General features: G+C 40.2%; 21 protein-coding genes. 3 read left to right on the forward strand and 18 right to left on the reverse strand.

What is annotated here, in order from left to right:
- Nucleotides 1-32: 32 nt before the first annotated feature.
- From der to HMPREF2979_RS05710, 7 genes are all read right to left on the reverse strand, one after another.
- Nucleotides 33-1,343: a ribosome biogenesis GTPase Der gene (gene der, locus HMPREF2979_RS05680; protein ID WP_002886596.1), complete on the reverse strand. Its 1,311-nt coding sequence runs from the start codon at nt 1,341-1,343 to the stop codon at nt 33-35.
- A gap of 104 nt (nt 1,344-1,447) precedes the next feature.
- Complete coding sequence (dnaI, locus tag HMPREF2979_RS05685; protein ID WP_070655585.1) at nt 1,448-2,350, reverse strand: primosomal protein DnaI; 903 nt, start codon at nt 2,348-2,350, stop codon at nt 1,448-1,450.
- 3 nt (nt 2,351-2,353) lie between these two features.
- Nucleotides 2,354-3,529 carry a DnaD domain protein gene (locus tag HMPREF2979_RS05690; RefSeq protein ID WP_070655587.1) on the reverse strand — a complete coding sequence of 392 codons (1,176 nt, stop codon included), beginning with the start codon at nt 3,527-3,529 and terminating at the stop codon, nt 2,354-2,356.
- Entirely contained in the window at nt 3,526-4,005 is a 480-nt protein-coding gene (nrdR, locus tag HMPREF2979_RS05695; RefSeq protein WP_002883820.1) for a transcriptional regulator NrdR, read from the reverse strand. The genes HMPREF2979_RS05690 and nrdR overlap by 4 nt, the downstream gene beginning before the upstream one ends.
- 121 nt (nt 4,006-4,126) lie before the next feature.
- Nucleotides 4,127-5,656, reverse strand: coding sequence for a HAMP domain-containing sensor histidine kinase (locus HMPREF2979_RS05700; protein ID WP_048673865.1), 1,530 nt, complete (start codon nt 5,654-5,656; stop codon nt 4,127-4,129).
- The gene (locus HMPREF2979_RS05705) at nt 5,653-6,342 is read right to left on the reverse strand and encodes a response regulator transcription factor (RefSeq protein ID WP_002883757.1); all 690 of its coding nucleotides are present in this window, start codon (nt 6,340-6,342) and stop codon (nt 5,653-5,655) included. The genes HMPREF2979_RS05700 and HMPREF2979_RS05705 overlap by 4 nt, the downstream gene beginning before the upstream one ends.
- A 155-nt stretch (nt 6,343-6,497) precedes the next feature.
- Nucleotides 6,498-7,034 carry a DUF177 domain-containing protein gene (locus HMPREF2979_RS05710; protein ID WP_070655589.1) on the reverse strand — a complete coding sequence of 179 codons (537 nt, stop codon included), beginning with the start codon at nt 7,032-7,034 and terminating at the stop codon, nt 6,498-6,500.
- A gap of 298 nt (nt 7,035-7,332) precedes the next feature.
- Between HMPREF2979_RS05710 and rsmG the strand changes: the two genes are divergently transcribed.
- The 3 genes from rsmG to HMPREF2979_RS05725 all read left to right on the forward strand — a co-directional run bounded on the left by rsmG (nt 7,333) and on the right by HMPREF2979_RS05725 (nt 10,190).
- The gene (rsmG, locus tag HMPREF2979_RS05715) at nt 7,333-8,046 is read left to right on the forward strand and encodes a 16S rRNA (guanine(527)-N(7))-methyltransferase RsmG (RefSeq protein ID WP_070655591.1); all 714 of its coding nucleotides are present in this window, start codon (nt 7,333-7,335) and stop codon (nt 8,044-8,046) included.
- 68 nt (nt 8,047-8,114) lie between these two features.
- A complete protein-coding gene (locus tag HMPREF2979_RS05720) occupies nt 8,115-9,479 on the forward strand; it encodes a TrkH family potassium uptake protein (protein ID WP_083312371.1) in 1,365 nt (454 codons plus the stop codon).
- Between the two features lie 39 nt (nt 9,480-9,518).
- Nucleotides 9,519-10,190, forward strand: a complete 672-nt coding sequence (locus tag HMPREF2979_RS05725; RefSeq protein WP_002889958.1) for a potassium channel family protein — start codon at nt 9,519-9,521, stop codon at nt 10,188-10,190.
- An 88-nt stretch (nt 10,191-10,278) separates the two neighbouring features.
- On the opposite strand, the gene HMPREF2979_RS05730 is transcribed toward HMPREF2979_RS05725, so the two are convergent.
- From HMPREF2979_RS05730 to HMPREF2979_RS05780, 11 genes are all read right to left on the reverse strand, one after another.
- Nucleotides 10,279-11,109: an energy-coupling factor transporter transmembrane component T family protein gene (locus tag HMPREF2979_RS05730; RefSeq protein WP_070655595.1), complete on the reverse strand. Its 831-nt coding sequence runs from the start codon at nt 11,107-11,109 to the stop codon at nt 10,279-10,281.
- Nucleotides 11,102-12,778: an ABC transporter ATP-binding protein gene (locus tag HMPREF2979_RS05735; RefSeq protein ID WP_070655596.1), complete on the reverse strand. Its 1,677-nt coding sequence runs from the start codon at nt 12,776-12,778 to the stop codon at nt 11,102-11,104. The genes HMPREF2979_RS05730 and HMPREF2979_RS05735 overlap by 8 nt, the downstream gene beginning before the upstream one ends.
- A 65-nt stretch (nt 12,779-12,843) precedes the next feature.
- The gene (locus HMPREF2979_RS05740; RefSeq protein WP_002883774.1) at nt 12,844-13,389 is read right to left on the reverse strand and encodes an ECF-type riboflavin transporter substrate-binding protein; all 546 of its coding nucleotides are present in this window, start codon (nt 13,387-13,389) and stop codon (nt 12,844-12,846) included.
- A 9-nt stretch (nt 13,390-13,398) separates the two neighbouring features.
- Nucleotides 13,399-14,247, reverse strand: coding sequence for an SAM hydrolase/SAM-dependent halogenase family protein (locus HMPREF2979_RS05745; RefSeq protein ID WP_070655598.1), 849 nt, complete (start codon nt 14,245-14,247; stop codon nt 13,399-13,401).
- Between the two features lie 150 nt (nt 14,248-14,397).
- Nucleotides 14,398-15,606 (reverse strand): serine/threonine transporter SstT, encoded by a 1,209-nt coding sequence (sstT, locus tag HMPREF2979_RS05750; RefSeq protein WP_070655600.1) that lies wholly within the window; start codon nt 15,604-15,606, stop codon nt 14,398-14,400.
- A gap of 122 nt (nt 15,607-15,728) precedes the next feature.
- On the reverse strand, nt 15,729-16,421 hold the full coding sequence (locus tag HMPREF2979_RS05755; protein ID WP_013990052.1) for a methionine ABC transporter permease: 693 nt from the start codon (nt 16,419-16,421) through the stop codon (nt 15,729-15,731).
- Nucleotides 16,421-17,488, reverse strand: a complete 1,068-nt coding sequence (locus tag HMPREF2979_RS05760) for a methionine ABC transporter ATP-binding protein (RefSeq protein ID WP_014633888.1) — start codon at nt 17,486-17,488, stop codon at nt 16,421-16,423. Before HMPREF2979_RS05760 ends, HMPREF2979_RS05755 begins: the two co-directional genes overlap by 1 nt.
- On the reverse strand, nt 17,481-18,854 hold the full coding sequence (locus tag HMPREF2979_RS05765) for a M20/M25/M40 family metallo-hydrolase (protein WP_002883790.1): 1,374 nt from the start codon (nt 18,852-18,854) through the stop codon (nt 17,481-17,483). Before HMPREF2979_RS05765 ends, HMPREF2979_RS05760 begins: the two co-directional genes overlap by 8 nt.
- Before the next feature lie 60 nt (nt 18,855-18,914).
- A complete protein-coding gene (locus tag HMPREF2979_RS05770) occupies nt 18,915-19,817 on the reverse strand; it encodes a MetQ/NlpA family ABC transporter substrate-binding protein (protein WP_002886572.1) in 903 nt (300 codons plus the stop codon).
- A 160-nt stretch (nt 19,818-19,977) separates the two neighbouring features.
- Nucleotides 19,978-20,826 (reverse strand): amino acid ABC transporter substrate-binding protein, encoded by an 849-nt coding sequence (locus tag HMPREF2979_RS05775; RefSeq protein WP_002886570.1) that lies wholly within the window; start codon nt 20,824-20,826, stop codon nt 19,978-19,980.
- A gap of 166 nt (nt 20,827-20,992) precedes the next feature.
- On the reverse strand, nt 20,993-21,709 hold the full coding sequence (locus HMPREF2979_RS05780; protein ID WP_002886569.1) for an energy-coupling factor ABC transporter ATP-binding protein: 717 nt from the start codon (nt 21,707-21,709) through the stop codon (nt 20,993-20,995).

Genomic DNA, 21,709 nt, shown 5'->3' on the forward strand with positions numbered 1-21,709 from the left:
CATAACGATTCTATTCCGGTTGGTCTCTTTTTTTATTTACGTTTACGAGCAATCAAATGGATTGGTGTTCCCTCAAAACCAAAGGCTTGACGAATTTGATTTTCCAAGAAACGCATGTATGAGAAGTGCATAAGCTCTTCTTCATTGACAAAGATAACAAATGTTGGTGGTTTAACCGAAACTTGTGTGCCATAGAAAATCTTAAGGCGTTTTCCTTTGTCAGTTGGTGTTGGGTTGATGGCAATGGCATCCATGATAACATCATTCAAAACAGCTGATGAAATACGACGGTTCTGACTCTCACTGATGCGTTTAATCATCTCTGGCAACTTGTTAAGACGTTGTTTCGTCTCAGCCGATACAAAGATAATTGGTGCATAGCTCAAAAATTGGAACTGATCACGGATATCTGCTTCCCAGTTAGCAACGGTATGATTGTCTTTCTTAATCGTATCCCATTTGTTAACTACGATGATAATCCCTTTACCAGCTTCATGGGCAAAACCAGCAATACGCTTGTCATACTCACGGATACCTTCTTCGGCATTGATAACCATAAGGACGATATCAGAACGGTCAATGGCACGCATTGAACGCATGACAGAGTATTTCTCCGTATTTTCATAAACCTTACCAGATTTACGCATACCAGCGGTGTCAATCATGGTATACTCTTGACCTTCACTGTCCACAAAGTTTGTATCAATGGCATCTCGAGTCGTACCAGCAATCGGGCTGGCAATCACTCGGTCCTCACCCAAAATGGCGTTAATCAAGCTTGATTTTCCGACGTTTGGACGTCCAATCAAACTAAAACGAATGATATCTGGATTTTCTTCTTCAACTTCTGTTGGAAGATTTTCAACGATAGCATCGAGAACATCCCCTGTACCAATACCGTGAACAGATGAAACTGGATAAGGATCACCAAGACCTAGAGAATAAAAATCATAGATATCTGCACGCATCTCAGGGTTATCCACTTTATTTACCGCCAAGATAACTGGCTTGTTGGTCTTATAGAGAATACGAGCAACGTACTCGTCCGCATCTGTCACACCTTCCTTACCTGAAACGACAAAGACAATAACGTCAGCTTCAGTCATGGCAATGTCAGCTTGGTGCTTAATTTGTTCCATAAATGGTGCATCAACATCATCAATACCACCTGTATCAATTAAGCTAAACTGACGGTTAAGCCATTCAGCAGAGGTATAAATACGGTCACGTGTTACCCCTTCAACGTCTTCGACGATAGAGATACGTTCACCCGCAATTCGGTTAAATAGGGTCGATTTCCCAACGTTTGGGCGACCCACGATAGCAACTGTAGGTAATGTCATATGTTTAAGTCCCTGATTAAATAGGGATTCCTTTCTTCATTTAGCAGTCTCACTTCCACCAAGGAAAGCAAACTCTCTTATTCTTTATCATTATTAGGATCACCCTAACGGCGATTAACACCCTTCAAGTGAACCTCTTTGGCTAGAAAACGGATACGCTCCATCACACGTTTGGCCTGCCAAGTCTCATCTCCTTGACGTCCATTGGATAGCTTCGCTTCTAAATCCGCAAAACTATAGTTAGACGTAAAGAAGGTAGGCAACTCCTCAATCATGCGATGCTGGAGGATAACTTGCAAAACATCATCTCTAATCCAAGAAGAGAATTGTTCTGCACCAATATCATCTAGAACCAAAACTTCCGCCTGTTTGACAGCATCAATTTGCTCCTTGACAGAACCATCCTTGATTCCATTTTTAACATCAATAGTAAATGATGGGTAATGAATAATGGTCGTCGCAACCTTCTTAGTCTCGGAAAGTTCATGGGCCATAGCAGCCAACATGAAGGATTTTCCAACCCCCATGTCTCCGTAAATGTATAGGCCTTTCTGGTCTGGACTAGGGTAATTCGCCACAAAATCCACGAGACTCTCAAAGGTATCTACACGCGCCACATCATCTAGAGCAATGTCCGCAAAGGTAATCTTACGATAAGACTGAGGCAGACTCACCAAGTTAATCCGTTTAGCAATAGCCTGCTGTTCTTGTTGTTCCTTGAGCTGACGCGTCTCCTTATAGGTGACATCAGCGTAGCCTTCATTCATGGTCAGAATCGGTTCATACCCTTTGGCAATATACGAGGCATCACCTTCTTTGACCTTACGGCATTCCACTAGGAATTGATTAAACTTAGGAAGACTACGTTTGATTTCATCCTGGCTTAGGCTATGCTCTTGAATAAAGCTAGCCACTCTTGGATCTGCTAAAATTTGCTTCGTTAAATCTGTTGCATTGCCAGACCCATGATGCCCTGTTCGGTTTAGGGTTTGTCCAATTCTTTCCATAGGCTACTCCTTTCCTTTTTCTAGTTTTGCCAAAGCTCGACGTCTAATTTCATCCAACTTGGCCTGATCAGCCTGACTGGTTTGATTATCATAATCTGGATTACTCCAGCTCGGCACATTTGTTTTCTTCTTAGAATCAGCTTTTGCTTGCTGTGATTTCTTGTCGTAACCACTACGCAAGGCTAAAAGTCCCTGTTCAGCAGTGACGATATTCTTAAAAGCAAAGTCATTGGCAAGTTTAGAGATATACTCTCGATTTACATTCGTCGAACGTGTCCGTCCCAAACTGTAGGCAACCATAAGGTTAATAACCTCATCCATAAAGCCTCTTTGTGCCAAATCCGTGAGAATCTGCTTCTCAGAATTAGTCACAGTCCCGCTTGGGCCTTTAGCACTTTGCAAGTAATCTATAGGCTTTTCGGACCTAACCGCTTTAAGAATCTTTTTCTCCGTCTCCGTCAAAGCAGAATCACCACCCAATGTTTGAGCTTGAGCCTGTTCTAATTGCACCTGCATACGCTTGACAATAATCTGGTGGTTCACGGCTGTCTTTTTCGCTAAGAGATAGGTATCATACCAATTCATGTCATGAGTTTCAGACAATTTATAGATTTCTGGCACATCTGTCTTTTCATCTGTAAATACAAGTCCGTCAGCCTGCATACGATTCCTGAAACTGCTTAAATCAAACGAATTTTTAGGCTTGATTTCAGACACAGACTTTTGAGCCAAACGCTCATCGGTAAAGACATCCGAAAAACGTTTAGATAAATCTTGCAAGCCTTGTAGACCTGCCGGTTTCAAAGCATCTACTGCTGGTTCACTAATCTTTTGCTCGAGAAGTGAACTATAAACGGCATGTTTTAGAAACTGCTCAATTGATAAGGGAGACTTAAGCTCTATAACATAAAACCCTTGAGGTGAGTGGTAAAAGGCCAAGAGATCTACTGCTGTCAGAACCGCCAGTGCCTCCTGAAGGGGCTGCATTCCAAAGTTAAGATGGTTCAGAATAGCCGCAAACTTATGGCGGTGATTACCATTGTCATAAAAAGCCACGAAATACTGGTAGAGAGCGTATCCTTCACTCCCAATAATGGGATAATAGCAACGCATCAAACTTGCCTGATCGGGAACGATAACCTGATTGCCAACATAGACAAATTCTTCAATAGGTCTCATTTTTTAGACTCTTTTTTCGCACGTACAGTTTTGGTGATTTCTTGAAGCAACTCTTCAATCTCATCAACATCTTTGAAAGAACGGTAGACACTGGCAAAACGTACATAAGTGATTTCATCAAGGTCAGCAAGTTCTTTCATCACTAAATTCCCAATGACATCACTATCAACCTCTCCATCATGGTTACGACGAATGTTTTGCTCAATACGGGTGATGGCATTTTCGATATCCTCACTAGAAACCGGACGCTTCTGAGCACTCATCAAGATACCATTGAAAATCTTATCGCGAGAGAATTGTTCACGGGTACCGTCTTTTTTGACAACCAAAAGTGGAACTTCCTCCACACGCTCAAATGTTGTAAAACGAGCATGACAAGAATCACACTCACGACGACGACGAATGGTATTCCCATCCTCTGCCTGACGGCTATCGATAACACTAGATTTATTATGTTGACATTTTGGACAACGCATGCACTTCACCACCAATCTTTGAAATTCGGTACTCTATTTTACCATAAAAACACATAAAAAGCACGCCCTAAACGAGGCGTGCTCATGACCAAGAATCACTTTAAGTCTCTTATAAATTGATTTAAAGCTCAAGCTGAGGTGTCGTCGTTCCTCCATCCGCAAATGGAATGTAAAGGTCGAAACGTGTTCCAACACCAAGTTCAGAACTAACATCGATACGGCAACGATAAGCTTCCACAATTTGGTAAAGGATTGACAAACCAATACCAACACCAGATTGCGTTGTCGTACGATTACGTGCCTTATCTGAACGGTAGAAGCGCTCAAAGATATGTTCAATATCTTCTTTAGAGATCCCTTCACCATTATCTTGAACTTGTACCAACATTTCATCTTCCAGAGCCTTAATTGTAACCTGGATTTCCTTGTTAACAGGAGAATACTTGACCGCATTATCAATCAAAATCGTAATCGCCTGTTCAAAGTGTTGGCTGTAAATCTGTGCAGGGCGCTCTGAACTCTCAAAATCATTGAGATAGAATTGGTAGTCTTCGTGCAAGACGCGGAAGTTACCAATAACCGTACGGATTGAAGAATTCAAATCACAAGTATCGTTTCTATGATTTTCAAATGATCCTTTGACACGGATAGAATCCAACATATCATTAATCATAATCGTCATACGGTTGGCCTCGTGACTGGCAGCCTCAAGACTTTCCTCAAGAATCTCTGGGTCATTTTTACCCCAACGTTGCAAGAGGTCCATATGCCCCTTGATAACAGCAATCGGTGTACGCAATTCATGACTGACGTCACTCAAGAAACGCATCTGCATCTGATTATTTTCTTGGATTTTATCCATCATACGGTTAAAGTTAACCGCCAAATCACCAATTTCATCGTGACTTTCAATCTTAGAACGAAGTTCCAAATCACTTGGCGAATCGGTGATAACTCCCATCGTTTCGTGCAACTGTCTCATCGGACGAAGAATAGATGTCAAGACAACTACAGTTGCTGCGATAACTAGGACCGTCATCCCCACTTCTAGGAAAATCAATAAGAAAATCAAACGCTCTTTAAGAGCATAGTAGAATTCCAAATCATGGAAAATTTGGGCATAACCAACGATGGTCTTTTTATCTTTACCGTAGATTGGAACTTGCAGCAAGAAACCACGCTTCCCTTTATAGGAAACTGACTTCAGTTTGTTTACCTCGGACATACCTGGAGGCGAATCTGTGTTCTCCTCAGAAGTAAAGATAAACGTTCCCTTTTTGTCATAAACAAAAACAGATTGGTTAGAATATAATTTATTAGAAATCGCAACCTGACCATCCAAAGAGTGCTTTTCGGAAAGCACGCCATTAATGATCGATGCATAGATATTTTTAGGCGAATAAAGGGCCGCTAAAAGCGGTTCTGGACTCAACTCTTCGTCGGAGTCCCAGTCCTTTTCGATATAAGTAACAACTTTTGAGATTGTAGTGTTTACATTTTGACGTTCACGTTGCAAAAGTAGCGTATTGGCTGAGAAAACAACAACCAGAGTGAACATCGACAATACAAGAAAGAAGACCACAGCAGTTGTCATGGTCAACTTTTTTCTAATGGTTACTTTACCAAATAATTTATCTTGTAATTTACTCATTTTTCACGGATAACGTAACCCATTCCTCGTACTGTTTGAATATATGATTCCTTACCTGGAACATCGATTTTTCCACGCAAGTAACGAATATAAACATCTACAACGTTTGTTTCGATGGCGTCATCATATTTCCAAACTTGAAGCAAGAGTTCCTCACGGGTCATCACTTGGTTCATATTGCTCAAAAGTGTGTTCAACAAATCAAACTCACGTTTTGTCAATGGAATTGCTTCATCACCACGAACAACTGTACGGTTTTGAACATCCAATTTCAAATCACGATAAGTTGATGCTTTTGCTGGTGCATTCTTAGCAGCTTCGATATCTTGGCGACGGAAGGTTGCACGGATACGTGCCAATAGTTCTTCAATCGCAAATGGTTTTACAATATAGTCATCAGCACCGCGGTCCAAACCAGCAACAATGTCCATGATTGAATCGCGGGCTGTCATCATCATAATATAAGTATCTTTTTCTTGTTGGAGACGACGTGTTACTTCAAAACCGTCCATCTCAGGCAACATAAGGTCCAAGAGAATAAGATCGAAATCTTTCTCGAGTGCCATTTCAAGTCCTTCACGTCCGTTGTCTGCTGTCACAACGTCGTATCCTTCGTGTTGAAGTTCAAGAGAGACAAAACGAGCAAGGTTTTTCTCATCTTCAACAATCAAAATGCGTTTGCTCATAATAAGTATTTACCACTTTCTTAAAATTTTTTGACTTCTATTTCCCTTAAAAAGTCTGTAGATTTACCCTATAAATAAATCCGAAAATTAACTTCTAATGATATAATAATACAGATTTTTAAAATTGTCAAACATTTTTAGTTTATTTTTTTGAATTAATTTTCGTCAAATAGACCGTTCAATTGGGCAAAGGGATTACTTGCCTCTTTTTTCTCCTGTTGAAGTGCGGCAAAGTCCTCTTCTGACATGACTTCCCAGTCATTACCTGAGAGCGAAATTTGTCCTGATTCTTCCTCAGGTGTTAATACTCTCAAAGGAATATTAAGAAGAATATTATCTAGAATACTCTCATCAAGATTAATGGTATCCCCATCCAAGATAAGAACTAGATTTTCTTCGACTAATTCCTTTTGAAGAGCTGCATCTGCCTCTTGTATAAAGGTTTCTGAAACTGGATAGTTAAAGCTAAGTGTCACAGGTTCAAGTGAACGGCTAGATGGCAAGGTAATATCATAGCTAAGTTGATAGTCCAAAAGGTACAAGCCATTATCATAGGCTACCTGACCACTTGCTTGAATCTGTTCAAGATTTAAAACTTGATCATAGCGTTCTTTAATAGACTCCAACAAAGAAGGTGCTTCGGTAAAGGCAAGCCCCTCTGGAGACTTTCTAACTTCTGAAAGATAAATCATTCTTAATCCTCAAATTAAATTTCCCCATAGGGATCTATTTTCAATCCACAAGACCATAATCCCCTACATTCACTTTTCATTAGAGAGCATGATTATGATTTTAGACTTAATTAGTATTATATCAAATTTTTAAGAAAAAATAACACCTTTAATATTACATATTTCTTAAACTTAGAACTTTTTTCAAAGCTAATGAGAAACTTACTCGGACCCAGTTTCCATCTGTCCTATAGAGTTAGATGAAAGCTCTTAATTATGGTAAAATAAGAGCATTGAAACTAGATAAAAGGAATATATAATGACACCTGAAGATTTTTACAAGGCTCTGAAAGAACTGGGGTTCAATCTCAGCCAAAAACAAAAAGACCAATTCCAACGCTACTTTGAGCTTTTGGTAGAATGGAACAAAAAGATCAACCTTACTGCAATCACAGAAAGAGACGAGGTCTACCTCAAACATTTCTATGATTCTTTGGCTCCTGTTCTTCAAGGGCATATTAAAAATCAAAGTATTCGACTTCTGGATATCGGAGCTGGAGCTGGCTTTCCAAGTCTCCCTATGAAAATCCTTTGCCCTGAGCTTGATGTGACTATCATCGACTCTCTTAATAAACGTATCAATTTCCTCAATCTCTTGGCTGATGAACTTGAGCTCAGCGGTGTTCACTTCTATCATGGACGTGCAGAGGATTTTGGACAAGACAAGGCCTTCCGTGCTCAGTTTGATATTGTTACTGCCCGTGCCGTCGCACGCATGCAGGTTCTCTCAGAATTGACCATTCCTTTCTTGAAGGTTGGTGGACAACTTATTGCACTTAAAGCTGCAGCAGCTGATGAAGAGTTAGCCGATGCTAAAAATGCCTTGAATTTGCTTTTTGCCAAGCCTATTCTCAACGAGAACTACAGACTGCCAAATGGGGATGGACGTAATGTCACTATTGTCGATAAGAAAAAAGAAACCCCTAATAAGTACCCACGTCGTGCTGGAATTCCTAACAAGAAGCCACTATAACGTTTATCCAAGGAGGTGTCTTACTCCTTGGATTATTATTTACTCTTATGATAACTCGGAGGTTTTCATTGATCAATCGTCTTTCTGTTACGCAAAAGCTGGTGCTCAGCTTTGTCTTTGTCATTATAGTGGGGAGTATTTTACTTAGCCTTCCCATAAGCCACTATGCTAATAGTCCAGAAACAAGCTACCTGGATCATCTCTTCAATACTGTGTCAATGGTCTGTGTAACTGGACTTTCTGTTGTCCCGGTCAGTAAGGCATACAATGGTCTCGGTCAAATTTTCTCTATGCTTCTCATGCAGACGGGAGGACTTGGGCTCGTCTCTCTTATAGCCTTTAGCACCTATACCCTGAAAAATAAATTAGGACTGAGTGATCAAGATCTCCTTCAATCCGCACTTAGCAGGGATAACCAAAAAGATTTGAAAGCTTATCTTTTTAAGGTCTATAAAATTACTTTTTCTATTGAAGTTTTGGCAGCACTTGTGATTATGACTGATTTCATTCCTCGTTTTGGACTTGGTCACGGCATTTTTAACAGTCTCTTTCTAGCTGTCTCTGCCTTTTGTAATGCTGGATTTGACAACTTAGGTTCTAACAGTTTACAGGATTATGCAACCAATCCAACCATTAACCTTGCTGTAGCTTTTCTCATTATGTCTGGAAGTTTGGGATTTGCAGTTTGGATTGATTTGATTCAACTATTAAGACGCTATATGACAGATCGTCCTAGGAACTGGAAATTAGCTTGTAGACCTTTCAGCAATCAAAGCCGTCTTGTTCTTATAAGTACAGGCTGTCTCCTCTTGGGAGGAACACTACTTGCTTGGTTACTGGAAATGGATAACTCTAAGACAATCGGTACTCTCAATGTCTGGCAACAACTTCTAGTGAGTTTCTTTCAGACTGTAACCATGCGTACCGCTGGCTTTGCAACTATTTCCTATACCAATGCAGATTTCTCCACAAATCTTCTTTTTATGATTCAAATGATTATTGGGGGTGGTCCTGGAGGAACTGCGGGTGGTATCAAGGTGACAACTGCCTCTATCATGTTCCTACTTTTTAAGTCAGAGCTATCTGGTAACTCGAGCGTGGTTTTTCGAAACCGTATTATATCTAACAAAACCATTTTGCAAGCATTCACAGTTATACTCTTTTTCCTAACGATGCTCTTTGTCGGCTATGTTATTTTGCTGGAAACTAATCCTACTCTCTCACCACTAGGCCTGCTTTTTGAGAGCGTATCAGCCATTGCTACCGTTGGTGTTTCAATGGATTTGACCCCTAATCTAAATACCCTAGGACGCCTCGTTATCATGGCTCTGATGTTCATTGGCCGTGTCGGACCTATCACTGTTCTCTTGAGCTTGATGACCAAAAAAGAAAAACATATCTCTTATGCCCCAACTGACATTTCAGTCGGCTAAACTATTTTATTAATTGACAATATTCTGAAAGGATTGTATATGAAAACACAAATTATTGGGGTCCTTGGTTTGGGAATCTTTGGACAAACTATTGCAACCGAACTCTCTTCTTTTGGACAAGATGTTATTGCCTTAGATAATAACTCTACAACAATTGATTCCCTTGCTGATCAGGTGACTAAGGCCGCTGTTGGTGACATTACTGACATTGACTTTCTACGTTCTGCTGGTATTGATACTTGCGATACGGTCATTATTGCAACTGGAGAACACTTAGAATCTTCTGCACTGGCGCTCCTGCAATGTAAAAAACTTGGCATTACAAATATTATTGCTAAAGCTATGAATAACAATTATGAGGAAGTCCTTTACGGAATGGGGGCCAACTGGGTCATCACTCCTGAGCGTAGCACAGCAAAAGAATTGGCTTCAAACATCCTCCGTTATAACATTTCAAATGTTTTTCATTTAGAGGACGACGTGGCTTTAATTGAACTTAAAATTCCAAAGGAATGGGCTGGAAAGTCTTTGCATACATTAAATCTAAGACAAAATTATAACGTCAACGTTATTGGTTTTAGAGATGAGCAAAATGGCAAGTTAAACACTCACTTTGACCCAATTAAGAAACTACCTGACGAAGGAATCATCCTAGTTGTCGCCGACAATCGGACACTAGAAAAATTTGATTATTTAGGCTATTTGAAATAACAAAAAACGTTCCAATCTCGTTCATCTGGACAAGACGGGAACGTTTTTTTATTATGCTTAATGGCAGATTCTCTCTATGCTAAGAGCATTATCTCCATGGATTATAAAAACGACCATGATTGAAGAAAATTAATCCAATACTAATCCCCAATATAAGGATAGCTGATAGGATGACAAGGTAATCTTGTTTCATCAAAGATTTATGCACATACCATGTACGTTTTTTGTAGCGACCAAATCGTCGTAACTCCATGGCTGTCGATATGGTATCAATTCGTTCGAGAGATGAAAAAATTAGTGGAAGAACAATTTGGAGATTCCCGCGAATGCGTTTGACCAATCCCACCTTTTGCGACAAATCCAAACCACGAGCCTCCTGAGCCTTACGAATCGTAAAGAATTCTTCTTGAACATCTGGAATATAACGCAAGGTTAAACTCACGGAATAGGCAAATTTATAAGGAATCCCAATCTGATTAAGACTAGCCGCAAACTGACTCGGATGGGTAGTCATGAGAAATAGGATGGCAAGAGGGACCGTTGAAAAATATTTAAGCAATAGATTTGCAAGGTAAAAAAGCTCCTGACTGGTCAGATAGAAACGTCCCCAGCCTTCAATAAGAACTGTCTTTGCCCCGTAAATTTCTTCACCATAACCAGGTGCGAAAAGGTAGACCATAAGTAAATTAAAGAGGGCAATGGATCCAATAATCTTAACAACAAAAGAAATATCTCGCCAACGAATCTTAGCCAAATAAAAGAGATAAATGGAAAGTAAGCCTACTGCTAGGATAAAGCGGGGGTCATAGGTTGCCATACAGGCAACTGAAACCAAGATAAAGAAAAGCATCTTACTTGCCCCAGACAAATCATAGAGGAAACCTTGACCTGACTGATAACCAATTAAACGATTAGACATTAGGGCCTCCTTTTTCGATATAATACTGGGTTACTTCTACTGGATCACTTGACAATTTCTGACCCAAAGTATAAAGAGAGGTCTGCTTGAGATTAGCTGACTCTAGTAAATCCTTCTGATTAAGAATTGTAACAGGCTTGTCGTCTGCAATGACTTTCCCCTCAACCACAACGAGACAACGGTCGCTATATTCCAACATGAGCTGCATGTCATGGGTAATCATCACAATCGTATGACCTTGCTTCTGAAGACTGTCCAAGAAATTCATGATATCTGTGTAAGTCTTGTAATCTTGACCAGCTGTTGGCTCATCCAAGATAATGATTTCAGGTTTCAAAACCAAGATAGATGCAATGGTCACGCGCTTTTTCTGACCAAAGGAAAGCGCAGAAATGGGCCATTTACGAAAACTATAGAGACCACAAGTCTTCAAGACCTCATGAACACGCTCTTCAACCTCAGCTTCTTCAATCCCTCGCAAACGCAAACCAAGAGCGACCTCATCAAAAATCATAGTTTGGCTAATCATCTGATTTGGGTTTTGCAGAACAAAGCCTATACGTTCTGAACGCCCGGCGATGCTATCCTGGCTAATATCCTGCCCTTTGTAAGTCAATTTTCCTTGACTTGGGACAAAACCGCATAGAGCCTTGGCAAGCGTCGACTTTCCAGCCCCATTTTTACCGACAATCGCTAGTCGCTCACCTTTTTTCAAGCTAAAGGACATATCCTCTATGATTGCTGGATTATCTCCATAGGAAACACTAAGCCCCTCAACTTTCAAAATAGAATCACTCGAACTGTCTTTTTTATCTTTCAAAACTCTGGCTGGCAGAGCAAGGTCAGATAAGTCTAAAGCATCTAATTGACTAAGATTTTGTGCACTCCTTGTGTCAAATCCAAACTGACGTAAAACCGTCACATATAGAGGTTCGCGAATCCCATTTTCTAGCAAGAGTTTGCTCGATAAAAGCTCATCTGGGCTACCATTAAAGAGGAGCTCTCCTTCATTGACCAGTAAAATGCGGTCAACGGGACGATAAAGAACATCTTCTAGGCGATGTTCAATAATAATCGTCGTAGCTCCCACCTCCTTGTGGATCTTATCAATGAGGTCAATGGTTTCCTGTCCTGATTTAGGATCTAAATTTGCCAGAGGCTCATCAAATAAAAGAATAGGACTTTCATCAATCAAGACACCAGCCAAACTGACTCGTTGCTTTTGGCCACCTGATAAATCTTGAGGGCGGTGATTCAAAAGAGAGGTCAAGTCTAGACGCTCAGCCCAAAGAGCTACCTTATCTTTCATCTCACTTTGATCAGCACAATCATTCTCCAAGGCAAAAGCCAAATCCTCGGCTACTGTTAGGCCAATAAACTGACCATCTGGATCCTGCAATACCGTCGATACCAACTGTGACTTATCATAGATAGATTGCTTGAAAATATCCTGACCATCTATCCTTACCTGGCCTTGTGCCTGTCCTTTATGAATATTAGGTATGATACCATTAAGACACTGAGCTAGAGTCGACTTTCCACTACCAGAAGGACCTAAGATGAGGACTTTCTCGCCCTTGGCAATATCAAAGCTGATATCTTTAAGCGTCGCTTCTGCTTGCGCATCATATTGAAATGTAAACTGATTAAAACTAATGTATTTATCCATGTTTCTACTAAAAAAGAGAGGAGGTATCAAAACAAACTGACAGTCCCACTCTCCTATGATTCATGCTAGTCTTTTGTAAGACTACCAGATTGTGTACGTGAGCTAGCATAGATAGCAAGAAGGAGGGTACCCCCAATCGCAATCGTAATAAAGTTAGCTACGCCAGCTACAAAACTTTGTGCATAAAGGTATGACCAAGCTTGTGCAAATTGGAGTCTGTCACCAATAGGGGTAACGATACCATAGGCAATAAGAAGAGCCAATGCTTGCGCTAGGTTAAACCAAATCATGCTCATCAAAGAGAACTTGCCAGTTGTCACATCATATTTTTTGTTGAATAGACCAATTACAAGACCTGTAATAGCACTTGCAAGTACCCAAGCCCATGAGATATTTCCGTATTGGATGCCATCTTTAAGCGCATGGCCAATGAAGCCCATAAAGAAACCTGTAATAGGCCCAAAAATCACTGAGAATAGGGCTTGAACAGCATACTGAAGTTGGATGCTAGTATTCCCAAAAATAGGGATATTAACAAACATACCAATGATAATAAAGAGTGCTGCACCAATACCTGTCGCAACTACTGTACGAATTGAATTATTTTTCATAATCTTACTTTAATCTCCTAAACGTTTAATTTCAATGTGCCAGTTAGACCCTACGCCAACATTATAGGCCTTGGCAAAAGACCCTTGGTTAATGGCTAAGCCAACACGATAGAGGGAATTGATATAAATAATTGGCTGACCGATACGAACATCCGCAAAAGATTTCCCATAGGTAACTTGGTTTTGGTAGACCAACATATCATTGTTAAAGATGGTTACTTCGAATCGATCACCAAAGTTTGGTTCCAACGCGTAAAAGTCATCACGTGTGATAGAGGTCCACAGAGAGCCGAAACGGACGTCCAAAATGTCAATCGCCCCACGAACCAAATTATCCTCTATGATGGTTTCAACCACTGGAAGTTCTAGAATTTTGTCCACAGGTAACTCAGGACCAACTTCTTCAAAACTGATATGACCAGAAGCTAATTTGGCACCTGTATAGGCATAAACATCACGACCATGGAAGGTATAAGAAAGCTCTGTATTACTACGACGATTCTCGACCTCGGAAATCTCACGAACAGCCTCGATACCAACAACCTTCTTGATATAAGAAAGTGTCCCGTTATCTGGTGTGACGATATATTGCCCCGTCTTTGTTAAGGCAACCACACTTTTACGTGAGGAGCCTACACCCGGATCAACTACCGAAACAAAGGTTGTGCCCTCTGGCCAGTATTCAATGGTCTGAAACAGACGATAGGAAGCCTCAAAAGTGTTGTAGGGAGTAATATCATGTGTCAGGTGATGAACTCCCAAACTTGGTTCTTCCTGAAGGGCCACACCAATCATGGCCGAAACAGCACCGTCAACCAAACCAAAGTCTGATTGAAGCACCAATAAATTATTAGTCATAAATGTTTTACCTTTTCTCTTTGAACGGTTTATTTTACCATATTTTAAGGGCTTTTTAAAGATGATAGATTCTTGAGCTAGCTATAGTCTTTGACTATGTTTTCTCTAAAATCAAAAAGCCAGCCAAATAGGCCGACCTTATACAATTAGCTATGCTTTCTTCCAACGGCTCTTTTCTGCTACTGCTGTAAAGAGAACATCTGTTGAAGAGTTAAGGGCTGTTTCACAAGAGTCTTGGATGACACCTACGATAAAGCCGACACCTACAACCTGCATGGCAAAATCATTTGAGATACCAAAGAGGCTACATGCTACTGGCACTAATAGGAGGGATCCTCCAGCAATACCTGAGGCACCACAAGCAGAAATAGCTGAAACCACACTAAGAATGAGTGCTGTCGCAAAATCGACCTGAATTCCCAAAGTCGTTACTGCAGCAAGAGTTAGGACATTGATTGTCACGGCTGCTCCAGCCATATTAATAGTTGACCCCAAAGGGATAGAAACCGAATAGGTATCAGGATTCAAACCAAGATCCTTACAAAGTTGAAGGTTAACTGGAATATTGGCTGCTGACGAGCGAGTAAAGAAGGCTGTAATCCCAGAGTCTTTCAAACAACGGAAAACCAGTGGGAAAGGATTTTTGCCCATCATCACAAAAGCAATGATTGGATTAACAACCAAGGCAACAAAGGCCATTGTTCCCACTAAAACAAGGATTAGGACACCATAATCTGCCAAAACACCGACACCATTCTCAGAAATAGTATTAAAGACAAGACCAAGGATACCAAATGGGGCCAAGTTGATAATCCAACGAACGATTTGCGAAGTCACTTCTGCCAAGGTATTAAGCAAATCCTTCGTGTGATTGCTAGCTGTTCGCATGGCAAAACCAAAGACAACTGCCCATACCAAAACACCAATATAATTGGCTTGAGCCAAGGCATTGACAGGGTTATCCACCATCTTAAGCAATAAATCTTTAAAGACTTCTCCCACACCTTGAGGTGCTGTCGCTTTAGTCGCCGCCGCTGCTCCCAACTTCAGAGAAATTGGAAAAATATAGTGAGAGATAACAGCCGTCAAAGCAGCCGCAAAGGTTCCAAAGAGATAAAGAACAATAACTGTCTTCATGTTGCTTTGTTGACCTTCTCGCGTTTGGGAAAGGGCATTGGCAACCAAGGCAAAGACCAAAAGTGGAGCAATTGCCTTCAAACCACCAACAAACATGTCTCCTAAGAGACCAATAACCGTAAACTTAGGAACAAGCAAACCAAGCACAGCACCCACTACCACACCAATGGCAATGCGCTTAATTAGACTGGTTCTATTCCAAGTTGAAATAAAACGTTTCATAACTCATTAACTCCTTTTTTATGGTTAGCCAACCATAAAGCATTCGATAGCTTCCATACTATGATAAATATCTGAAATCGTCAAGACATGAGAAAAGCCTGTGGCAAACAGGCTCTCAAATCCTATTTATGACTCAATTTACGGGTCAAGAAATCACCCAAGAATTGGATAAGGAAAATCAAAATCAAAATCAAGAAAGTTGCCAAAATGGTAACTGATGTACTTGAACGGTTATATCCATAGTAGATGGCGATGTAACCTAGACCACCTGCACCGATAGCACCGGCCATGGCAGTTTCACCGACTAGGGAAATCAGAGTTACGGTTGATACACGAACCAACTCAGGTAGCCCTTCACTAAGGTAAACCTTAATCGTATCCCAAAGTGTTGCACCACTAGCTTGTGCTGCTTCAATAACGCCTCGGTCAAGATCTGCAAGTACCACCTGTACTTGACGTGCAAAGAATGGGAAGGTTGCAGCTGACAATGGAACCAAGGCAGCTGTCATACCAAGGTTAGTCCCCACGATAAAGTAAGTGAAGCCTTTCAAAATCGCCAAGAGGATGATGAAAGGAATGGCACGGAAGATTGAAGTGATTTTATCCAAGATTTGGAAAACAAATTTATTTTCAATAACGCCACGAGGACCTGTCAATACCAAGAAGAGCCCCATAACAAGACCAAGAAGTCCCCCAATGATGAAGGAAATAACCGTCATGTAGAGAGTCGCATAGATGGCGTCTGGCCAAGAATTAACCCCCTGCATACCGATACGATAAATATCTGGAAAGTTTTGTTGAATCCAATCTGCCATTATTGGGCTCCTTTCTTAAGTACTTGCAAGCTGACACCTGCATTTTCAATCGCTTTTTGAGCAGCAAGAACCTTATCTGCCTCACCATCCAAGACAACGACCAATTCACCAACAGGAGTATCACCTAGAATCTCAACGTTACCATAAAGGATGTTACTTGAAACTCCGTACTCTTTGAAAAGTTCGGTCAAGAGTGGCTCATCTGTTGAAGAACCAGCATATTTAAGTTGAACGAGAAGGGCTGAGCTTGGTAAGTTTTTCACCAAAGGTTGTGCATTAATCTTAGCCAAGGCATCTTCAATCCCTGCTGCAGTTTCAATAAATTCTTGTGTCAAATCTTCTTGAGGATTTGAGAAGATATCAAGGACACTACCCTCTTCCAAAAGTTGACCATTTTGCATAACGGCAACACGGTTACAAATATCTTTAACAATTTGCATTTCGTGGGTGATCATAACAACTGTCAAACCAAGCTTTTTATTCAAATCCTGCAAAAGCGAAAGAATTTGCTTAGTTGTTTTAGGGTCAAGGGCTGATGTAGACTCATCTGAAATCAAGATTTCAGGATCATTAGCCAAGGCACGCGCAATCGCTACACGTTGTTTTTGACCACCTGACAATTGTGCAGGATAGTTTTCCGCACGATCAGCCAAATCAACCAATTCCAAAAGACCACGAATTTTTTTGTCTTTCTCTTCATTGCTTAGTTTAGAATGACGAAGGGCAAAGGCTACATTTTCATAAGCCGTCTTTTGAGCCATAAGGTTAAAGTGTTGGAAAATCATCCCAATCGTTTGACGTTTCTGACGCAATTCTTTTGTCGACAATTGGACCTTACCATCTGCAAAAGTCACATCTTTGCCGATAGTGATTTTACCAGCTGTAGGCACTTGCAAAAGATTGATTGCGCGCACAAGGGTAGATTTACCAGCCCCTGAATAACCAACAATTCCGTAAATATCACCTTTTTCAATCTGGATAGACACATCCTTAACCGCTTGAATAGTGCGGCGTTTCTGCGTAAAGGTGATATCAATATTTTTCAAATCAATAATGACATTACTCATAACTTGCAATTAACTCCTTAATTAGTTCAATGTGGGTGTAGTAATCTGCTAAGCTAACATTTTCATCCCCACCATGGTCACGACTGTTAGCATTCCCTATACCAAAGGCTGCCATTGGTACACCCAAAGCTTGATGAATCATATGCATAGGCCCTGTACCTGCTGCCGTTGGAAGCACAGCAACGCCCTCTTCATAAAAGCCTTTTGCTAACTCAATAACATTGACAATAGCTGGATCAGACATATCACTACGATAACTTTCTTCACCAAGAGTGAAGGTCACCTTGATACGGTCAAATCCTTCTTTTTTGAGGTGAGCCTTGATACACTCCAAAACGTACTCAGGCGTCAAGCCAGGGACCAAACGCATCTCCATCTTAGCTCTGGCTTGAGCTGGTAAGATAGTCTTAACCCCTTGCCCCTGATAACCTGTTGAAATACCTTCAATGGAAAGGGCAGGTTCAAAATAGTAAGTTTTTAAGAAAGCTCGGCGGTCACTTTCTAAAATGGGTAGTTTTAAGCCGTAAATCTTACGAAGACTATCTGCATTTTCAATGGCATAAGTTTCGATAAGATCCATCTCTCGTTCGTTTGGTTGGACAATCTTTTCATAGATACCGTCGATAAGGATACGTCCCTGATCATCTCTCATGCTTGAAATAGCATTGAGCAAGTACCATGAAGCCGATTCAATCACGGCACCAAATTTAGAATGAATATCAACATCAGCACTCTCGACAGACAAATCAAAGGTAATAATCCCCTTGTTGCCCCCTGTGATTTCCAACTGACCTTTGCTATTTCGATTTCCTTGCTCCCAAACCAATAGGTCTGCAGGAAGAAGGTCATCTCTGTATTTTTCCAAATACTTTTCAAGATCGGTTGATGCAGATTCTTCAGCCCCTTCCATCATAAACGTAATATTTACAGGAAGGTCGCCAACTTCTCGAATATATTTCCGAAGGGCTGTCAGACGAGCTGTAATATGCCCCTTATCATCATCAACACCACGACCATACATGTAGCCCTTACGAACTGTCAGACGGAAAGGCTCATCTGTCCATGGCTGATCATTATCCGCAGGAACCGTATCATAGTGTTGGTAGAAAATAATTGTTTTCGCATCTGGATTTGGACTCTTAAATTTTGCCAAGACAAAAGGTGCCGTATAGGTCTCGTCAATTGTCACCTCTGCGCCAACACCAGAGAAAATCTCACCAAGGTAAGCAGCCACATCATAGAGACCAATATTTTGAGCAAAAATAGATTTTTTAGAAATCAAAGTCCGCAAAACTTCAAAATAGTGCTGAGCAATTTCATCGTTACGAAATTTTCGTAACTGCTCTTCTTCACTTGAAAATGCCATCAAATCGTCTCCTTCATACACGACAAAATGGCGTGCTCTCACACGCCCTCTGTCCTTAGCTTATTTCTTTGAATTAGCTTTCAATTGATCTTGTGTTGGGGCACCTTTCCATGCTGGAAGGTCAACCTTGTTAGATGCATCATAGATGATTTGTGCTACTTCATCGTTTTGGTATGCTTTAATCAAAGTCTTGATAGCATCAGCTTTATTTGATTTTTCCCAATCTTTATTAGCTGCAATGACGTTAACCCAATCTTTCAAATCTTGACTTGGTTCTTCTTGGAAGAGAGTTGTATCATAGTTAACGTTTTGTTGTTGTGCGTATGAGTTATTAACAACCGCTGCATCTACTGATGAAAGCGTTTGGGCAGCTTGTTCAGCTGAGATTTCTTTGATGTCCAATTTCTTTGGATTCTCAGAAATGTTCTTGATAGTTGCCAATTCACCATCTTTAACATCCAACTTAATCAAACCAGCTGTTTGAAGAAGTGTCAAAGCACGGCTTTCGTTTGTACCATCGTTAGGTACTGAGATTGTAGCTCCTTCTGGAAGCTCTTTAACATCTTTATACTTAGCTTTTCCGTTTTCAGTACCTGAGAAAAGGTGGATTGGGCTAAGAAGTGTGTCAGCTGCCGCAACAACATCACCTTTATTTTCTTTGTTCCAGTTGTTCAAGAAATAAATGTGTTGGAAAGCATTAACATCGATTTCACCGTTTTTAAGGGCTTCATTTGGTTGGTTGTAGTCTGTGAACTCTTTCAACTCGATAGTAACACCCTTGTCTTTAGCCAATTCTTTGACTTTATCCCACAATGGCTCAGTTGTATCATCCAAAGTCATGATACCAACTGTCAAAGTTTTATCATCTTTAGCTGATTTATTACCACCAGCACCACAAGCAGCCAAAGCTACTGTTGAAGCGACTGCCAATCCTGTAATTCCGAGAATTTTTTTAAGTTTCATAACGAACTCCCTTTAATTGTTTTAAGTATAAAATTATTATCCCATAGGATGAGAATTGTATCAAATTGTTTATAATTGTATATATCTATAGTTTTTAACTATAACTCGCCCTAGATTTTAATTATATGAAAAAGCTGAGAATCACTCCCAGCCTTCCTTATTATTTTTTACTAGGAACTTTCAAAGCATCTTTAGTTGGAATATAATCTTTATTTCCAAGGAATTTTTCAGCCAACTTAGCCAAAGTACCATCTTTTTGGAGTTCTTCCAAACGTTTGTTTACAAATGTTTGAAGATCTTTTTGGTTATCTGCGAACAAGAAGTAGATGTATGGTTGTTGATCAGATTTAAGTTCAATCGTCTTCAAGTTGCTCAATTTATTGTTTTTGATGATTGCATTAACAGTTGGTGCATCAAAGATCTTGAAGTCGTACTTGCCTTCATTCAAACTTGTCAACATTTGTGTAATATTTTCATTTGTGTAGTTAAGTTCAACTGGCTTGTCTGAATGTTTATCGTTAAATTCAGTTAATTGTGTCGCTGTCGATGTCCCTTGAACAACCTGCGTTGAGTGTCCAGCAATATCATCATATTTCTTAATATTACTATCTTTTGGAACAGTCAAAACAGCTGGTGTGGTACCAATTGGATATGAGAAGAGGTATTTTTGGTCACGTTCTTCTGAATAAGAGATATTGTTCCCAGCCATTTGGTATTTAGCTGAGTCAAGACCTGTGAAGACTGAAGACCATTCTGTTTTTTGGAATTTCACTTCATATTTGTCAGAGTCCTTGAAGACTGCTTTAGCCACTTCCACATCGTAACCAGTCAATTCACCGTTTTCTTCATATGAGAACGGTGCTGTTGTCCCAACTGTGGCAAAGTTAATTGTTTCTTTAGCACCTGAAGATTTAGATGCTTCTTTTGATGATTTAGATGAACATGCAGCAAGCAATGCTACTGAAGCAATGGCTACACCTGTAATTCCAAGAATTTTTTTAAGTTTCATAATATTCTCCTTTGAGATTGATTGTTTTTATTGTAACAGAATTCACTAAGCTTAACTAATACTTAAACATAATCAAGGTGATAAGAAAATACTATCACCTAAAAATATCAATTGTTTGACAAGAAAAAAGTAGAAAACCAATAACGATTTTCTACCTTATTCCTAATTAATAATGTGACAAACGCTCAATCACTTGCTGGTTATTGAGCACTTCCTGGGCAGGAAAGAAATCAGCTTTGCCATCTTCAAAAAGAAGAACATCAGCCTTTTCATGATGAAGGTGCTTAAAGTGATGAGCAGACATGATAATGGTTTTCCCAGATGAATGAAGCTCATGTAGAAGTTCCCTAAAAAATTCTTCATATTCTTTAGAAAGATTATTGAAGGGTTCATCAAGAATATAGACATCTGGATTCGTTACCATGATACTGGCAAAGGCCACTTTCTTCTTTTCTCCACCAGACAGTTGATAGGGAACGCGATCCCTTAAATCTTCAATTTTCAGCAGGGATAGTGTGTCTTGGACCCGCTGTGAGACTTCTTCTTCGGTCAGACCTAGCTGACGAGGACCAAAAGCAATCTCATCATAGACAGTACTATTAAATAACTGACTATCCACATCCTGAAAGAGGATTCCGAGGCGGCTATAAAAATCTCGTTTTTGACGTTTGTCCTTCAGCCATTCTTTGAGGTCCTTACCTAAGAAAAGAATGCGTCCAGATTCTTCCTGCTTGAAGCCGGTTAATAAACTGATAAGACTTGATTTCCCAGTCCCGTTTTCTCCCATCAACATCACATATTGTCCTTGTCTAATCTCCAAATCAAGACCAGTAAAGACCTTTTTTTGTTCATAGGCACAGGCCACTTGATTCAATTGAAACAT

Origin of the sequence: Streptococcus sp. HMSC078H12, from assembly GCF_001814615.1 — a bacterium.
Lineage (GTDB): Bacteria > Bacillota > Bacilli > Lactobacillales > Streptococcaceae > Streptococcus > Streptococcus salivarius_F.

Coding starts and splice junctions, on each gene's coding strand:
- der (WP_002886596.1), bottom strand. CDS start 1,343: ATGACATTACCTACAGTTGCTATCGTGGGTCGCCCAAACGTTGGGAAA.
- dnaI (WP_070655585.1), bottom strand. CDS start 2,350: ATGGAAAGAATTGGACAAACCCTAAACCGAACAGGGCATCATGGGTCT.
- HMPREF2979_RS05690 (WP_070655587.1), bottom strand. CDS start 3,529: ATGAGACCTATTGAAGAATTTGTCTATGTTGGCAATCAGGTTATCGTT.
- nrdR (WP_002883820.1), bottom strand. CDS start 4,005: ATGCGTTGTCCAAAATGTCAACATAATAAATCTAGTGTTATCGATAGC.
- HMPREF2979_RS05700 (WP_048673865.1), bottom strand. CDS start 5,656: ATGAGTAAATTACAAGATAAATTATTTGGTAAAGTAACCATTAGAAAA.
- HMPREF2979_RS05705 (WP_002883757.1), bottom strand. CDS start 6,342: ATGAGCAAACGCATTTTGATTGTTGAAGATGAGAAAAACCTTGCTCGT.
- HMPREF2979_RS05710 (WP_070655589.1), bottom strand. CDS start 7,034: ATGATTTATCTTTCAGAAGTTAGAAAGTCTCCAGAGGGGCTTGCCTTT.
- rsmG (WP_070655591.1), top strand. CDS start 7,333: ATGACACCTGAAGATTTTTACAAGGCTCTGAAAGAACTGGGGTTCAAT.
- HMPREF2979_RS05725 (WP_002889958.1), top strand. CDS start 9,519: ATGAAAACACAAATTATTGGGGTCCTTGGTTTGGGAATCTTTGGACAA.
- HMPREF2979_RS05730 (WP_070655595.1), bottom strand. CDS start 11,109: ATGTCTAATCGTTTAATTGGTTATCAGTCAGGTCAAGGTTTCCTCTAT.
- HMPREF2979_RS05735 (WP_070655596.1), bottom strand. CDS start 12,778: ATGGATAAATACATTAGTTTTAATCAGTTTACATTTCAATATGATGCG.
- HMPREF2979_RS05740 (WP_002883774.1), bottom strand. CDS start 13,389: ATGAAAAATAATTCAATTCGTACAGTAGTTGCGACAGGTATTGGTGCA.
- HMPREF2979_RS05745 (WP_070655598.1), bottom strand. CDS start 14,247: ATGACTAATAATTTATTGGTGCTTCAATCAGACTTTGGTTTGGTTGAC.
- sstT (WP_070655600.1), bottom strand. CDS start 15,606: ATGAAACGTTTTATTTCAACTTGGAATAGAACCAGTCTAATTAAGCGC.
- HMPREF2979_RS05755 (WP_013990052.1), bottom strand. CDS start 16,421: ATGGCAGATTGGATTCAACAAAACTTTCCAGATATTTATCGTATCGGT.
- HMPREF2979_RS05760 (WP_014633888.1), bottom strand. CDS start 17,488: ATGAGTAATGTCATTATTGATTTGAAAAATATTGATATCACCTTTACG.
- HMPREF2979_RS05765 (WP_002883790.1), bottom strand. CDS start 18,854: ATGGCATTTTCAAGTGAAGAAGAGCAGTTACGAAAATTTCGTAACGAT.
- HMPREF2979_RS05770 (WP_002886572.1), bottom strand. CDS start 19,817: ATGAAACTTAAAAAAATTCTCGGAATTACAGGATTGGCAGTCGCTTCA.
- HMPREF2979_RS05775 (WP_002886570.1), bottom strand. CDS start 20,826: ATGAAACTTAAAAAAATTCTTGGAATTACAGGTGTAGCCATTGCTTCA.
- HMPREF2979_RS05780 (WP_002886569.1), bottom strand. CDS start 21,709: ATGTTTCAATTGAATCAAGTGGCCTGTGCCTATGAACAAAAAAAGGTC.